Here is a 14,346-nt window from a genome sequence, read left to right as displayed (position 1 = left end):
TGTCTCCGGCTATAGCCCAGACGAAAAAACGCCTTTTATCAATTTTTTATGCAGGTTAAGTCTACGTGATAAGCCGAAATGGCCTTCAGGGAGGTGAATAATTCTTTAAAGGAAGGTTAAAAGCAGCAGAAAAAATGGCCTTCTGCAGCCGCCATGGCAGCGACTGCGCAAAAGTCAGACAGGCTTAGTGAAGAAAATTGGGAGATGCATCATTATTCTCTGCATCATCTTCCGCGCTATACAGCAGATGATGTGCATTGGCTTCCATCATGACCATCGAAATTTGCTCTTCGCTCAGGCGCATAAACCAGGCGAACTGCTTGAACGATAGCCCTGCCCCGGAGAATAAAGACTGGCAAACGACCAGTTTTGGCAGATTATCATCCTGTATGTCGAGAAATGCCTTCACCGTCAAAGAACTGGCATTGATGGCCGACAGGTCGGAGGCCAGCGCCAGCAGCGCGGAGGGCTTCACTTCGGCCAGCGCGGAGAAAAGGATCACATCGTTAATCAGATCGATTTTGGCATCGAAAATGCCGTCGAAATTCTGCATATGAGGCAGATGCAGCGCCTGGCAGGAATCGCATTCGAAGAACGTAATTCCGGCATCATCAAGCCATTGACGTAACGTATCCAGTGTAGGTACGACCTGTAAATCCATCGCGATGCAGCCTCTTTAATAAAAACTTCGCATAGGGTACTCAAAAAGCGCGCGGTAATCCATTTAACCACCCGTTTTCAGACAGTAGCCCGGCGTCGCATGACGCTCGATCCATAAGATCATTTTACCCGCAATATCGACCCCTGTGGTTTTTTCCACGCCTTCCAGTCCGGGCGAGGCGTTCACCTCCATGACCAGCGGCCCGCGCGTCGCCCGCAGCAGGTCTACACCCGCCACGTCCAGCCCCAGGGTTTGCGCCGCTTTCACGGCAATTTCCCGCTCCCGGTCGCTGATATCGGCTACACGCGCGACGCCGCCGCGATGAAGGTTAGAGCGGAAATCGCCCTCTTTGGCCTGGCGCTCAATGGCCGCCACCACCTCGTTTCCCACGACGAAGCAGCGGATGTCGCGCCCTTTGGCCTCTTCAATATACTCTTGCACCAGAATATGGGCATTCAGCCCGCGGAAGGCGTCAATCACGCTCTCCGCTGCCTGACGCGTCTCCGCCAGCACCACGCCAATGCCCTGGGTGCCTTCCACCAGCTTGATCACCAGAGGGGCGCCGCCCACCATGTCGATCAGATCGCTGGTGTCGTCCGGTGAATGGGCAATCCCCGTGACGGGGAGATCGATCCCCTGACGGGCAAGGAGCTGCAGCGAGCGCAGCTTGTCGCGGGCGCGGGAAATGGCGACGGATTCGTTGAGCGGATAGCTGCCCAGCATCTCGAACTGGCGCAGCGCGGCGGTGCCGTAGTAGGTAATCTGGGAGCCGATGCGGGGGATGACCGCATCAAAATGCGGCAGCTTGCGACCTTTGTAGTGAATCGACGAGGCGGCCGGGTCGATGTTCATATAACAGGACATCGGGTCGAGGATCTCAACCTGATGCCCGCGTTTCGCCGCCGCTTCTCTCAGGCGCTTACATGAATAGAGCGTTCCATCCCGGGACAATATGGCAATTTTCACCCTGCACCTCTCTGAAGACATGGAAAAAGCCTGCGTATCATATACGCAGGCAGGCGCAGGATAAATGGACTATCGCGTCGCCCAGCCCTGTTTGTGCAGATAATCAAGAATAAACGGGCGATTTTCTTTAATGATGGTGCGGCGAATATGGTCAGTCCAGGTGTCGCGGCGGTTATTGCTGCCGCGCGTCATGTAGTAATTCGCCAGCTCTTCATCGTAGTGATTCAGGACATCCTGATCGACCGGCTGGTAGTGGTTTTCATGCACCAGCATCGCCGCAGGAATGCGCGGCTTCAGATCCGGGTTATCCGCTGGCCAGCCAAGGCACAGGCCAAACAGCGGCAGCACGTGTTTTGGCAGCTTCAGCAGGTCGGTCACACTTTGAATGTTGTTACGCAGGCCCCCAATGTAGACGCCGCCTAACCCCAGCGACTCCGCCGCCGTAAAGGCGTTTTGCGCCATCAGCGCGGTATCCACCACGCCCAGCAGCAGCTGTTCGGCCAGGCCCAGCTCGGCCTCAGGGCAGATCTGCAGGTGGCGGTTAAAGTCGGCGCAGAATACCCAGAACTCGGCTGCCTGAGCCACATGCTTCTGCCCGCCGGTCAGCGTCACCAACTGCTCGCGCATCGCCGGGTCGGTAATGCGGATAATGGAGCTGCACTGCAGGAAGCTGGAGCTGGAGGTCGCCCTTGCGCTGTTAATAATCGCTTCGCGCTGCGCATCGGTAATCGGCTCATCGGTGAAGTGGCGAATGGAACGATGGGAAAGGAGCAGGTCTATGGTTGGCGTCATCTTGTCTCTCTTTGTCTTGCTTAAACCGTATGGCAGCCAGTATAGGCAATGATATGCGCGATGTAATTGGCGAAACATAGCTCATAGATATTATAACGACAGGCGAAACCTTCTTTAATGACGACAGGTTATGGGGCACTATACGTGTCATTCGCCGTCAGGCTTGTTTTTTTGAGGAGAGAGAAATGTTTGCAGTTATTTTTGGTCGTCCAGGATGCCCTTACTGTGTGCGCGCGAAAGAGCTGGCTGAGAAACTGACCGAAGAGCGCGATGACTTCAACTTCCGCTATGTGGACATCCACGCGGAAGGCATCACGAAAGCGGATCTCGAGAAAACCGTCGGTAAGCCGGTTGAAACCGTACCGCAGATCTTCCTCGATCAGAAACACATCGGCGGCTGCACCGACTTTGAAGCCTACGCCAAAGAGCATCTGGGCCTGTTTGCCGCCCAGTAATGTGAAGACGCCCTCACCGAGAGGGCGTTTTTATTTGTGGTGCCGTCGATGCCGAAGCAGACTGCGCACAAATAAGTAGCAGAGCGCGCCAAGGGCGCACCAGAATACGGCGCTCATCAACCATGCCAGCTCCTGCCAGAAACTCCGCGTTGAGATATAGAGCAAGCGCATCAGTAACAAACAGAGCGGCGCGGCCAGCATGGCGCCCAGCAGCGGCTTCACCACCTCCCCTTTACGGGAGAGAAAACTGGCAGCAGCCCCCGGCAGCGTAAAAAAGAGCAGCCCCAGCTCCGGATGACCCGACGCCCTGAATGCCCCTTTCACGTTAAAAGCAAGCGACATGCATACGACCGTGAACAGCAAAAAGCAGCTGATCACCCCCGCCCAGTTTCGTTTAATGTTCAAACTATCCTCCTGACTTATCTCTATCAAATACACTTTCGTCGGGTAGACGCCCAGTCAGATAAAGCAATGCGGCAATCCTTGCCAAAGTACGCACAGGGTGATGCGATAATCAGTAGCTGTCAGTAGCTAATACGATTAAACTACACGCCAGCTAATGTTTTAGGGAATAAAGCAGGAAACAGGGAGCGTTAACGCCTTTCCCTGACCCAGAAAACAGTAGCCCAAAAAGTCCTTTCATTCAACAACTTACTGGTAAACAAGAAGTTAGCCTCCGTGAATATAAACGTCGCAGACTTGTTAAATGGGAATTACATCCTGTTATTATTTGTGGTACTGGCGCTGGGCCTTTGCCTGGGTAAATTGCGCCTGGGTTCAGTTCAACTTGGTAATTCCATTGGCGTTTTAGTCGTCTCCTTATTATTAGGCCAGCAGCACTTCAGCATTAACACGGACGCGCTCAACTTAGGTTTTATGCTGTTTATTTTTTGTGTTGGCGTGGAAGCAGGACCGAACTTTTTTTCAATTTTCTTCCGCGACGGCAAAAATTATCTGATGCTGGCGCTGGTAATGGTCGGCAGCGCGCTGCTGATCGCCTTAGGGCTGGGTAAACTGTTTGGCTGGGATATCGGGTTAACGGCCGGTATGCTGGCAGGCTCCATGACGTCCACCCCTGTGCTCGTGGGCGCCGGTGATACCCTGCGCCATTCCGGCATGGCCGGCGCGCAGCTTTCTACCGCACTCGACCACCTGAGCCTCGGCTATGCCCTGACCTATCTGATTGGTCTGGTGAGCCTGATTGTCGGCGCACGCTACCTGCCAAAACTGCAGCACCAGGATCTGCAGACCAGCGCCCAGCAAATCGCCCGCGAGCGCGGTCTGGATACCGACTCCAAACGTAAAGTCTATCTCCCGGTGATCCGCGCCTATCGCGTCGGGCCAGAGCTGGTGGCCTGGGCTGACGGCAAAAATCTGCGTGAGCTGGGGATTTACCGCCAGACGGGTTGCTACATCGAACGTATCCGCCGCAACGGCATTCTGGCGAACCCGGACGGCGACGCGGTGCTGCAGATGGGCGATGACATCGCGCTGGTAGGTTACCCGGACGCCCACGCCCGTCTCGACCCGAGCTTCCGTAACGGCAAAGAGGTGTTCGACCGCGATCTGCTCGACATGCGCATCGTCACCGAAGAGATCGTGGTGAAAAACCATAATGCCGTGGGTCGCCGCCTGGCGCAGCTGAAGCTGACCGACCACGGCTGCTTCCTCAACCGCGTGATCCGCAGCCAGATTGAGATGCCTATCGACGACAATGTGGTGCTCAACAAAGGCGACGTGCTGCAGGTCAGCGGCGACGCCCGCCGCGTGAAAACCGTGGCCGACCGCATCGGCTTTATCTCCATTCACAGCCAGGTCACTGACCTGCTGGCCTTCTGCGCCTTCTTTATCGTTGGCTTGATGATCGGGATGATCACCTTCCAGTTCAGCAACTTCAGCTTCGGCATCGGTAATGCCGCCGGTCTGCTGTTCGCCGGGATCATGCTGGGCTTCCTGCGAGCGAACCACCCGACCTTCGGCTACATTCCGCAGGGCGCGCTGAACATGGTGAAAGAGTTCGGTCTGATGGTCTTTATGGCGGGCGTGGGCTTAAGCGCGGGCAGCGGGATTGGTCACAGCCTCGGCGCCGTCGGCTGGCAGATGTTGGTTTCCGGACTTATCGTCAGCCTGGTACCTGTGGTGATCTGCTTCCTGTTCGGTGCCTACGTGCTGCGCATGAACCGCGCCCTGCTCTTCGGGGCGATGATGGGGGCGCGTACCTGTGCGCCTGCTATGGAAATCATCAGCGATACCGCGCGCAGCAACATCCCGGCGCTGGGCTATGCGGGCACGTATGCTATCGCTAACGTGCTGCTGACGCTGGCGGGTACGCTGATTATCATCATCTGGCCAGGACTCGGATAACTCCTAAGAATGCGCGTAGTGGAAAATATTTTTGTTACGCGCAGAACTTTTTTATCAGGGGGCAGTCATAACTAGTGCCACTGCTTTTCTTTGATGTCCCCAATTTGTGGAGCCCATCAACCCCGCCGTTTTGGTTCAAGGTTGATGGGTTTTTTGTTGTCTGAAAACTACCACTCTGTAAATTAATGCTTTATGCCTCCAGGTTCCCCTGCATAGCGACATCGTCGCGGCAGAACTTTTATATAGCTGTAACAGATAATAAAAAACCAGCCAGCGGCGGGTCTGTATCAGTCAGCTAATTGTTCCTGCAATTCTTCCGGATTTTGGAACGCGCCACTCAGTATTGAACTCATCGATTCGCACTTAAAGCTCTCGATAAATCGTATTTTGATTAAAAAAAATCAGGTCATTATCCTAAAAATCCCCTGCTTTTCATAAACATGAACTGCTTTGAACGTCCATATTAGTTACAGGCATACGCTGGAGCGGATAGAAACACTATGGAGGGGACAGGAATGCAGTTTTCAAGCTCAGTAATGGCAATTCCGGTCTTAGGGAATGCAGCAAAAGATCGCTCAAGTGGGCTGAAGTGCGAGGTCAGTAAGCATGTACCATTCTGAAGAGATCATCCGACAGCTTCAGAGCCAAAAGATACCGGCCATGAAGCTGGACCAGGCGGTACGCGCGGTAGGTGAAGAAGTAAAGAGCCAGTTGAGTAATATAGGTGCCGGTGCCCAACGCCTGTTGTACTACACCTCCTGCTTTACTGATGAATATTACGATGTATGCACCCGACAAAACCTGGAGGACGCTCGCTTCCGAAAGGGCATATTCCATCTCGTTTCTCGCTGGAACATCGTCTTTGACCTAATCAACACGTACGTTGAGGAGCTGGTTAAGAATTATTCCCCGGCAGAATTATCAGCGATACAGCATGCTCTAATGCGCGCTAACGTTCACATATCCACCAGCACGCTAACCTCGTATTCATTCTCTGCAGGCGCTGCATCGACTATTTGCCTCTATGTGACCCTCCCACCTTCAGAAGTAAAGGTCGTTTCAGGATTAACGGGCGCGGCTATTGGCGGGTTGGGGATGTCTGGAGTTGCCCAAATTGCTTCAAGAAAAAATAGATGAAATATTAGCCGGATTTCCTCAGATAAAACCATCAGACTTTGTAAGCAAGTGATGGATGTTCGGTAAGGGGGCTTTTAATTATTACACGCGGAGGTATTAGCTCCGCGATTTCTTGTTTCCACATTTAATATACTTAAGGATGGGGCGAGAGTTATTTTTCACATTTATGTAGAATAATAACACCATCATCAGCATAAAACTGCATGAAATCAGGATCATTAACCCAAAAATATTTCAATTTCTTATTGTCGAAAAACCCTTTCCAGCGGAATTCGCCATTTTTTTTGATGATACTAAGTTCTGCCACAGGTTTTATCGGGCTTACATTTTTCCAGTCGAAGTTCATGCCGCCTCTGCCAAGGTCTGCAACACTATCATAAAAAATATCAATTTTATCTTTATCGACTTCCTTTGCATGAATGTTGATAACTATTTGATTATCATTAACAACGAGACTGGTTGGTTTGTTATCGATTTTTATTGAGAAACCATCATTATCACAGGAGGTCGACCACATGCCGAAATTTGAGTTTGCATGTGTTGTCATAGAAATTAATAATAGCAAAAATGGCCAAGTTTTCATTGGTTAGACTCCGCAATAGTTGAAATATACCCAATATCAAGATGAAGATCTGACCTGCCAGCTAATTCTTCCTCAAGATAATGATTGTACAAAGAAAGTGCTTCTTGCTCTGATTTTGCAGGCTGACCATACCTACCCGGCGGAAGGCTTGCCCATTCGTAGCTCAGCATATCTAACGCTCCTACAATATCACCAGACATGATTTTATCTAAAGAGCGTTTTCTTTTATATTTGAAAATTAAAACACAAAATTTATCCTGAGATTCAGGTGTAAAATCAGTAATACCTTTATTAGCCCTAATTGATGTCATTTTCGGATCATTCCAGGTATAGCCCATTACTTGGTATGCTCCTGCTGCTGACGAAGTAAGATTACCTCGTGTAATCGAAATTTGGGGGTGATTGCTAAAGTCTTTATGGTAATGCCTAATGAAGGATTGTCCACCGAATAACGTTTCATATCCAGCTTCCCCTACCGTGCCTTCTCCAACTCGGAGCATACGCATAAATGCCCTTACCCTTACTTCTTCAAGAGACAATGCAGAAAATTTCAACGCATCAAGAAATACCACGGGATGCATATGCCAGACAGGTTCACCATTGCTGAACTCTGGCACCTGGCTCATCCATTCCATATTGTCGAACCACTGTCGTACATACGACACATACAGACGGTCTGTGCGTTGCAGGAACGTTTTCCAGCGGTGATGCTGACTGCCGCCAAACCATTCGCTGTCATGCTTTACCACCATTCGGGACGCAATATCCCGCACATCCATCTCCGGAAAGTGGACCGCGTGATACAGCTCCGCCCCGGACAGGTCGCCACTGCTGTCACTGTCCATTTTTCGCAGGATGGCCTTATACCAGGTGGAAACCTGCTGTTCCTGAATGCCGCGCTCAGGCCGTACCCACTCCGCAAGCTGTGTGAATGCTGATTTTATCCAGCCCTCATGCAGGGATTGCGTCATATCGGACGTGGGCGGCTCCTCAAAGGCTGAGAACCCAAGCTTCATCAGGTCATACTGAGCAATGTCTGCATCCACATCCTCCTCGCTCAACCAGGCACTTTCCCCGATATCAAACCAGCGTTTTCCGCTGTTGTCGGTGAACGGGTGGCACTTGTCCTGCGGCAGGATCTGGTGAATGTCTTTCTTCACCAGCCCGTCTGTGCGGGTAAAAGTGTCGCCGGTGCGTTGATACAGGTAGCTCTCCGGGTGGATATGAAGATACTTCTGCCCGCTTTTCACCCCGGCGGTGTTGTTAAGAAAATCACGCATCCGGCTGTCGGTGCTCAGCAGTTCGATATGCACAAAGGCGCTTTTCTCCACTCGCTGCTCACCGTCCGGGGCGATGTCCTCCGCCAGATACCCCACCGCATCCCCGGCAGCAACCACGCATTTTGTGGCTGGGGTAACAACAGCATCATAAGCACCCTGTGTGATGGCCTGCTGCATCCACGCAGGCAGGTGCGCCCGTTGCTCGCCGTCCGGGTTCATAAACATCGGGTCAAGCGATACCCAGAACGCCGCCCCGTTCATCTCTGATTTGCTGTTCAGTGTCCGGGCAAGCCCGAATCTCTGGGCTACACCGTTTAGTTCAAACGTGTTTTCCCGCAGTACTACCACGCGATCGCCTGTCGTCAGATGCCCGCCGTCTGGCACGGGAACCAGCTCGCCCGGCCTTTCCTGCCCGGTATGCTGACGTTTCCGAAGTCGGTTTCCCCGCTCCGTGACCTGATATATCTGATGCACTGGAAAGGCGGACAGCGGGGCAAGCCCCATATAAAGTGCGTAAAAATCCAGGGCGTTATCCGGTTTCTCAGGGTCTGGCGTACAGGTGGATTTAACCAGCACAAAGGTGCTGGAGTACTGCAACGCATTCCCCATGTAATCGCCGGACAGATAGTCCTGATTCAGTCGCCAGGCAACCACCTCGCCACCAGTCATAAACGGAAGCGGGACGGCGGTATCTGCTGTTTCGTGAGTGAGTACTGATCCCGGCGCACTGACATCTGTAATATGAAGTCCGCCATGCCACATAGCATTTGTCCCGGCAAGCCAGGAACCATGAGGCTCCTGAAGTATACGGGCCATAATGTCATCTACTGTGGAGTAATGGTCGCCGTTTGCTTTTTTGGCAGGAAAACAGATGTCCATTTGCATAGTCCCTTACAGCTAAGAAGTTAAGCCTTTGATGAAGCAGTTTTAGCTTATTTTACAAACAATAACCACATGAGCAATAAGCATTAGACTTAAGTAAAACTTTCTTTCGTAACATTCGGTAAGCCCATACCATAACGAGACTTTGCTCACTGTCAGTCGTGTCGAAACTTTTGCTGTACGGGGAATGTTTCGATTTTGTCCGGTAGGTGAAGATATAAATTTTATTGGAGTAGACGCACAAGGTTTGCCCGTTCGCCGTGGTCGTCTGCTCCGGGTTGCTCATAGTTATGTTTCCGGTACTGGCACTGAACGCAGCAAGAATAAATCCCGTCAACAGTACTTTTCTTACCAGCTCTAAACCTCCATTAAAGCTGATTTCAGCCTCCTTCCTGCAAGCGGCGTATGTAGGATGTACCTTAATAATCAATCTATAAAAAAAATCAATAATATAATTTCAATCGTTAAAAACTATTGTTAATTTTAACGGTCAAGTCTGCATTCAGGAAGAAGCATGAAAAATATTATTGCGCTGTCTCTGGTATTCTGCGCTTTCTCATCCGTAGCTGGTGGTGCGGTCTCGGGCGAAATCCAGGCATATCCTGATTACCTGTCTGCCTATGTCAAAATGCTTGTTAAAGCTAGTTGCGACCACGTACTTTCAGATGATGGAACGAACTCCATTGATAGAGCCATCAAGTCCATTAGCGCTAGCGCCACCAAAGGAATGACTACCGACACGGAAAGTTACTACGCTGTTTATAATTCAATCGTTTTTGGGGTGAGATGGGAGATAAGCTGAAAAATGCTAAGAAACAGAAAATGATTCTGGCAACGAAAGGCAAAATTGGAATAGATAGTTGCGGTGGTGTTGGTGCTTATGCATTGATACAGAAAGATTTTAGAAAGATGACCCTCGCGGGGCTAATGCCTTTAGCTCCGCCAGCAGGTGTCGCAAAATCAAAGGTGACAACTTCAGACGAAAGCGTGTATCGAACTACGGCGAAAGCTCTGGCTGAACTTTATAAAGCTAACGAAGTTGAAGCTGATGACAAAATTGATGATTGTAAAGTGCAAAAATGATGTATTTTCTGGTTGGGGCAAGCTCACCGGCACGCGCGTCCATCGCCCTATTACTATAATCAAAGAATTTGATCAGACTACCCCACTTCTTTACCGAGCCGTGTGCGAAGGGCGAGTGATGAAGAAGGGGATGATTAAGATGTACCGTATTCTGGAGTTCGGTATCGAGGCCGAATATTTCAATATCGTGATGGAAAACGTTAAGTTCACGACAGTGGCACCCTTCCTGACCCCTAACGGGATGAGCAGCACCCATCTTGAAACGCTCGAATTGCGTTATGAAGCCATCTCGTGGAAGTACACGGAGAGGAATATCATTTACCGTGACACCTGGAACGATCGCTGTTGCGCCTGAGCGCAGAAGAGTGTTGAAAGTGAGCAGATAAAAAGAGACCGTTCCAAGGGACGGTTTCTTTCTCATGACTGTCAGGATTGTTCCGGGCAAGCCATAAAGACTATTTTGACCTTCTACAAGCCCTCCCTGAGTTTTTCTATCCTTGCTGCTTTTTCCTCTTCTCTCGCCAGCCATAAACACATATGATTTAATGCATATGATAAAAGACATTCAGGATGACCGAATGCTCCACCCACTCCACCTCTTCAAAACCCTCTCCGACGAAACGCGGCTCGCCATCGTCATGCTGCTCCGCGAAGCGGGCGAACTGTGCGTCTGCGATCTCTGCTCCGCGACCGCCGAATCTCAGCCGAAGGTCTCACGCCACATGGCCCTGCTCCGCGAGTCCGGGCTGGTGATCGACCGTCGCGAGGGTAAGTGGGTCCATTACCGTCTCTCTCCCAACATGCCTGCATGGGCGGCAGCCGTTATCGACACCAGCTGGAACTGCCTGCGGGAAGAGACGCGCATGAAGTTGAAAAACCGGCTTCCGGGTTCGTGCTAACCCAAACACATTCACAAAAACAGATATAACGGAGTAAGCGATGTTTCTGGCAGGGGCAATTTTTCTGTTTACGCTGGTATTGGTCATCTGGCAGCCCAAAGGACTGAGTATTGGCTGGAGCGCGACCATCGGCGCGGTGCTGGCGCTGGTCAGCGGCGTGATTCACATTAACGATATACCGGTAGTCTGGAATATCGTCTGGAACGCTACGGCAACGTTCATCGCCGTCATCATCATCAGCCTGCTGCTGGATGAGTCCGGCTTTTTCGAGTGGGCGGCGCTGCACGTCGCCCGCTGGGGGAACGGTCGCGGGCGATTGCTGTTTACCTGGATTATCCTTCTGGGCGCAGCCGTCGCGGCGCTGTTTGCCAATGACGGCGCAGCGCTGATCCTGACGCCTATCGTTATCGCCATGCTGCTGGCACTGGGGTTCAGCAAGCAGGCTACGCTGGCATTTGTGATGGCGGCAGGTTTTATCGCCGATACCGCCAGCCTGCCGCTGATTGTGTCGAACCTGGTCAACATCGTCTCGGCCGACTTCTTCACGCTGGGATTCAGTGAATATGCTTCGGTGATGATTTCCGTTGATATCGCTGCGATTGCCGCAACGCTGGTCATGCTCCATCTGTTCTTCCGCAAGGAAATTCCGCCGGAATATGACCTGGCGAAACTGCGTGAGCCTGCACGCGCGATAAACGATCTTCCGACGTTCAGAACCGGCTGGATCGTGCTGCTCCTTCTTCTCGTCGGTTTCTTTGTGCTGGAGCCGCTGGGTATTCCGGTCAGCGCCATTGCGACTGCGGGCGCGCTGGTTTTGTTTGCCGTTGCAAAACGCGGACATGCGATAAATACCGGAAAAGTGCTACGCGGCGCACCGTGGCAGATCGTGATCTTCTCACTGGGGATGTATCTGGTGGTGTATGGCCTGCGCAATGCCGGGCTGACGGACTCTCTCACAGGCGTACTGAACAGCCTGGCCGGGCACGGATTGTGGGCCACCACGCTGGGTACCGGGTTCATCACCGCGTTCCTGTCATCCATAATGAACAATATGCCCACGGTGCTGATTGGCGCGCTCTCCATTGAGGGCAGCACGGCAACGGGGTTGATTAAGGACGCGATGATTTACGCCAACGTGATTGGCTGCGATCTGGGCCCGAAAATCACGCCTATCGGCAGCCTCGCCACCCTGCTCTGGCTCCACGTGCTGGCGCAGAAAAACATGACGATCACCTGGGGTTACTATTTCCGGACGGGCATCATCATGACGCTGCCGGTCCTGTTTGTGACGCTCGCCGCGCTGGCGCTACGTCTCTCCTTTACACTGTAATGAGCTACTGATATGAGCCACATCACCATTTACCACAACCCCGCCTGCGGCACCTCGCGCAACACGCTGGAGATGATCCGCAACAGCGGCACGGAGCCAGAGATTATCCTCTATCTGGAAACCCCGCCGTCGCGCGATACGCTGACCACCCTGATTGCCGATATGGGCATTTCGGTGCGGGATCTGCTGCGTAAAAACGTGGAGCCCTATGAACAGCTCGGCCTTGCCGACGATAGCTTCACCGACGACCAGTTAATCGAGTTTATGTTGCAATACCCGATTCTGATTAACCGTCCGATCGTGGTCACGCCGCTGGGCACCCGCCTGTGCCGCCCGTCTGAAGTCGTCCTCGACATTCTGCCGGATGCGCAGGAAGGGGCATTTACAAAAGAGGATGGCGAAGCCGTCGTAGACGCCAGCGGGAAAAAAATCTCGCCAAAGTAACCCATTGATAATGGCGCTGTAAGATCTGCCAACCACATACCCCGCCCAACGGCTGAGTTGCTTCCGCCGAAACCCGGCACATACTGTTGAGGGTTAACTCTGGTGAGGGTATGCAGGCATGGGTCTTAAAAACAAAACCGCCGTCATCTTCGGCGGCAGCGGCGCCATCGGCAGCGCTGCGGCACACGCTCTTGCGCGTGAAGGCGCGGAGGTGTATCTCGCCGCACGTGACCACACCAGGCTGGAGCAGGTCGCCAGCCGTATTCGCGCAGCGGGCGGTTCTGCCCGCACGTTTATTTTCGATGCGCTTGAGGAGTCCTCGCTGCTCCCCGACCTTGCCCGCATTGATATCGTCGTCAACGCCACGGGCTTTATGCACGATCAGGGCAAACGTCTTGAGGCATTAACGCTCGGCGAATTCCGTCAGGGCTTCGACCCTTTCCTGGCCGCGTACTTTAACATTGCGAAAGCCGTGTCATCCCGCATGGGCGGCGAGCATGGCGGGACCATAATTACCGTCGTCGCCCCCGCCGCAAACATGACGATGGCGGGCCACCTCGGACATATCGTCGGCTGCGCGGGAACGGAAGCCTTTACCCGGGCGCTTGCGGCTGAGCTGGGGACTCAAAATATTCGTGTGCTGTGTCTGCGCTCGCACGCAATAGCCGACGCGGTGCAGGCGGGTTCGTATGTGGGGGCCATTTTCGCCGCCAAGGCGCAGGCGATGGGGATAACGGTTGAGCAATTTCTCGGCGGCGCCGCGCAAAGCACCCTGACGCATCGCCTGCCGACGCTGGCGCAGGTAGCAGACACGATTGCGTTTCTGGCTTCAGATACGGCAAGCGCAATGACGGGAACCACCGTCAACATGACCGCGGGCGCAACCTAGCTCTCGCCCGCAATCCTCCCCACCATCGCCCGAATCTCCTCCCGGGATAGCGGCGTCCGGTCAGTCACGTAGTGCAGCGTCATCCCTTCGATAAACGCATCCAGCGCGCGGGTGGTAACCGGGTCGAACCACTGCTCCAGCGTGGTCTGGCTCATCTTCATCCAGTCCTGCATCACCGTTTTGAGCGCCGCGCTGCGGTGCATAAAGGCGTAAAGCTGATACATCAGCGCCATGTTGTGCGGCGTGGTCACCTGCGAGCTGTGGATCAGGGTAGTTATGGATTCGCACGCCATTTCCGGCCCGGTGACGCCCGCGAAGAAATCCCGGTACTGCTGCGACATCTGGCGGGTAAACCACGTGAAGGCCTCCTCCAGCAGCGGCTCCATACCGTCGAAATAGTAGGTCATCGACCCCAGCGGCACGCCCGCGCAGGTGGCGATTTTACGGTGCGTGACGGCGTGAATACCGTGTTCAGCAATGGTGTCGAGCGTCGCCTGCAGGATTTTCTCCCGGCGATGCGGATCGTTGGGTGGTCTGCTCATCAATTCCTCATCTGGTTTGTGTACAAATGTACACAAATT

The 14,346-nt window shown here is 52.9% G+C and carries 16 protein-coding genes and 2 pseudogenes; 10 read left to right on the top strand and 8 right to left on the bottom strand.

From position 1 onward, the window contains the following. Positions 1-184: 184 nt before the first annotated feature. The 3 genes from F3J31_RS07915 to nfsA form a co-directional block, all read right to left on the bottom strand. Positions 185-661, bottom strand: coding sequence for a YbjN domain-containing protein (locus F3J31_RS07915; RefSeq protein ID WP_003858385.1), 477 nt, complete (start codon positions 659-661; stop codon positions 185-187). A 63-nt stretch (positions 662-724) separates the two neighbouring features. Next, a complete protein-coding gene (gene rimK / locus F3J31_RS07910) occupies positions 725-1,627 on the bottom strand; it encodes a 30S ribosomal protein S6--L-glutamate ligase (RefSeq protein WP_045908436.1) in 903 nt (300 codons plus the stop codon). A gap of 69 nt (positions 1,628-1,696) precedes the next feature. Beyond that, on the bottom strand, positions 1,697-2,419 hold the full coding sequence (nfsA, locus tag F3J31_RS07905; protein WP_008503442.1) for a nitroreductase NfsA: 723 nt from the start codon (positions 2,417-2,419) through the stop codon (positions 1,697-1,699). A gap of 185 nt (positions 2,420-2,604) precedes the next feature. Here nfsA and F3J31_RS07900 point away from each other — a divergent pair, with 185 nt between their 5' ends. After that, on the top strand, positions 2,605-2,874 hold the full coding sequence (locus F3J31_RS07900) for a GrxA family glutaredoxin (protein WP_006809455.1): 270 nt from the start codon (positions 2,605-2,607) through the stop codon (positions 2,872-2,874). A gap of 30 nt (positions 2,875-2,904) precedes the next feature. On the opposite strand, the gene F3J31_RS07895 is transcribed toward F3J31_RS07900, so the two are convergent. Further along, positions 2,905-3,279, bottom strand: coding sequence for an inner membrane protein YbjM (locus tag F3J31_RS07895; protein ID WP_024907859.1), 375 nt, complete (start codon positions 3,277-3,279; stop codon positions 2,905-2,907). A 273-nt stretch (positions 3,280-3,552) separates the two neighbouring features. Here F3J31_RS07895 and F3J31_RS07890 point away from each other — a divergent pair, with 273 nt between their 5' ends. Continuing rightward, positions 3,553-5,238: an aspartate:alanine antiporter gene (locus F3J31_RS07890; protein WP_014169303.1), complete on the top strand. Its 1,686-nt coding sequence runs from the start codon at positions 3,553-3,555 to the stop codon at positions 5,236-5,238. A gap of 606 nt (positions 5,239-5,844) precedes the next feature. Continuing rightward, positions 5,845-6,375, top strand: coding sequence for a hypothetical protein (locus F3J31_RS07885; RefSeq protein ID WP_167212365.1), 531 nt, complete (start codon positions 5,845-5,847; stop codon positions 6,373-6,375). A gap of 151 nt (positions 6,376-6,526) precedes the next feature. Here F3J31_RS07885 and F3J31_RS07880 read toward each other — a convergent pair whose 3' ends face one another. The 3 genes and pseudogenes from F3J31_RS07880 to F3J31_RS23415 all read right to left on the bottom strand — a co-directional run. After that, positions 6,527-6,958, bottom strand: a complete 432-nt coding sequence (locus F3J31_RS07880; protein ID WP_167212362.1) for a hypothetical protein — start codon at positions 6,956-6,958, stop codon at positions 6,527-6,529. After that, positions 6,955-9,117 carry a glycoside hydrolase family 104 protein gene (locus F3J31_RS07875; RefSeq protein WP_240152755.1) on the bottom strand — a complete coding sequence of 721 codons (2,163 nt, stop codon included), beginning with the start codon at positions 9,115-9,117 and terminating at the stop codon, positions 6,955-6,957. The genes F3J31_RS07880 and F3J31_RS07875 overlap by 4 nt, the downstream gene beginning before the upstream one ends. A gap of 151 nt (positions 9,118-9,268) precedes the next feature. Next, positions 9,269-9,475 (bottom strand): annotated as a pseudogene (locus F3J31_RS23415) (hypothetical protein); the annotation flags it as partial. A 159-nt stretch (positions 9,476-9,634) separates the two neighbouring features. On the opposite strand from F3J31_RS23415, the gene F3J31_RS23410 reads away from it, so the two are divergent. The 7 genes and pseudogenes from F3J31_RS23410 (at position 9,635) to F3J31_RS07845 (ending at position 13,765) form a co-directional block, all read left to right on the top strand. Beyond that, entirely contained in the window at positions 9,635-9,922 is a 288-nt protein-coding gene (locus F3J31_RS23410; RefSeq protein WP_240152754.1) for a hypothetical protein, read from the top strand. Continuing rightward, entirely contained in the window at positions 9,907-10,203 is a 297-nt protein-coding gene (locus F3J31_RS23405) for a hypothetical protein (RefSeq protein WP_240152753.1), read from the top strand. The genes F3J31_RS23410 and F3J31_RS23405 overlap by 16 nt, the downstream gene beginning before the upstream one ends. 13 nt (positions 10,204-10,216) lie before the next feature. Continuing rightward, positions 10,217-10,558 (top strand): annotated as a pseudogene (gene tssD, locus F3J31_RS07865) (type VI secretion system tube protein TssD); the annotation flags it as partial. Positions 10,559-10,781: 223 nt separating this feature from the next. After that, a complete protein-coding gene (locus F3J31_RS07860; protein WP_111967013.1) occupies positions 10,782-11,102 on the top strand; it encodes a metalloregulator ArsR/SmtB family transcription factor in 321 nt (106 codons plus the stop codon). A 40-nt stretch (positions 11,103-11,142) separates the two neighbouring features. Then, a complete protein-coding gene (locus F3J31_RS07855; protein ID WP_167212356.1) occupies positions 11,143-12,432 on the top strand; it encodes an arsenic transporter in 1,290 nt (429 codons plus the stop codon). A gap of 12 nt (positions 12,433-12,444) precedes the next feature. Next, positions 12,445-12,876, top strand: a complete 432-nt coding sequence (arsC, locus tag F3J31_RS07850) for a glutaredoxin-dependent arsenate reductase (protein WP_167212353.1) — start codon at positions 12,445-12,447, stop codon at positions 12,874-12,876. Between the two features lie 118 nt (positions 12,877-12,994). Further along, positions 12,995-13,765 carry an SDR family oxidoreductase gene (locus F3J31_RS07845; protein ID WP_167212350.1) on the top strand — a complete coding sequence of 257 codons (771 nt, stop codon included), beginning with the start codon at positions 12,995-12,997 and terminating at the stop codon, positions 13,763-13,765. Here the strand turns inward: F3J31_RS07845 and F3J31_RS07840 are convergent. After that, the gene (locus F3J31_RS07840) at positions 13,762-14,307 is read right to left on the bottom strand and encodes a TetR family transcriptional regulator (RefSeq protein ID WP_063621261.1); all 546 of its coding nucleotides are present in this window, start codon (positions 14,305-14,307) and stop codon (positions 13,762-13,764) included. The two genes, F3J31_RS07845 and F3J31_RS07840, sit on opposite strands and share 4 nt — an antisense overlap. Between the last annotated feature and the right edge of the window lie 39 nt (positions 14,308-14,346).

The organism is Enterobacter sp. Acro-832 (genome assembly GCF_011752745.1).
Classification (GTDB): domain Bacteria; phylum Pseudomonadota; class Gammaproteobacteria; order Enterobacterales; family Enterobacteriaceae; genus Enterobacter; species Enterobacter quasiroggenkampii.
Note: the sequence above shows the minus strand (reverse complement) of the source record. Positions and strands in the feature narration are given on the sequence as shown.

Coding starts and splice junctions, on each gene's coding strand:
- F3J31_RS07915 (WP_003858385.1), bottom strand. CDS start 661: ATGGATTTACAGGTCGTACCTACACTGGATACGTTACGTCAATGGCTT.
- nfsA (WP_008503442.1), bottom strand. CDS start 2,419: ATGACGCCAACCATAGACCTGCTCCTTTCCCATCGTTCCATTCGCCAC.
- F3J31_RS07900 (WP_006809455.1), top strand. CDS start 2,605: ATGTTTGCAGTTATTTTTGGTCGTCCAGGATGCCCTTACTGTGTGCGC.
- F3J31_RS07885 (WP_167212365.1), top strand. CDS start 5,845: ATGTACCATTCTGAAGAGATCATCCGACAGCTTCAGAGCCAAAAGATA.
- F3J31_RS07880 (WP_167212362.1), bottom strand. CDS start 6,958: ATGAAAACTTGGCCATTTTTGCTATTATTAATTTCTATGACAACACAT.
- F3J31_RS07875 (WP_240152755.1), bottom strand. CDS start 9,117: ATGGACATCTGTTTTCCTGCCAAAAAAGCAAACGGCGACCATTACTCC.
- F3J31_RS23410 (WP_240152754.1), top strand. CDS start 9,635: ATGAAAAATATTATTGCGCTGTCTCTGGTATTCTGCGCTTTCTCATCC.
- F3J31_RS23405 (WP_240152753.1), top strand. CDS start 9,907: ATGGGAGATAAGCTGAAAAATGCTAAGAAACAGAAAATGATTCTGGCA.
- F3J31_RS07860 (WP_111967013.1), top strand. CDS start 10,782: ATGCTCCACCCACTCCACCTCTTCAAAACCCTCTCCGACGAAACGCGG.
- F3J31_RS07855 (WP_167212356.1), top strand. CDS start 11,143: ATGTTTCTGGCAGGGGCAATTTTTCTGTTTACGCTGGTATTGGTCATC.
- arsC (WP_167212353.1), top strand. CDS start 12,445: ATGAGCCACATCACCATTTACCACAACCCCGCCTGCGGCACCTCGCGC.
- F3J31_RS07845 (WP_167212350.1), top strand. CDS start 12,995: ATGGGTCTTAAAAACAAAACCGCCGTCATCTTCGGCGGCAGCGGCGCC.
- F3J31_RS07840 (WP_063621261.1), bottom strand. CDS start 14,307: ATGAGCAGACCACCCAACGATCCGCATCGCCGGGAGAAAATCCTGCAG.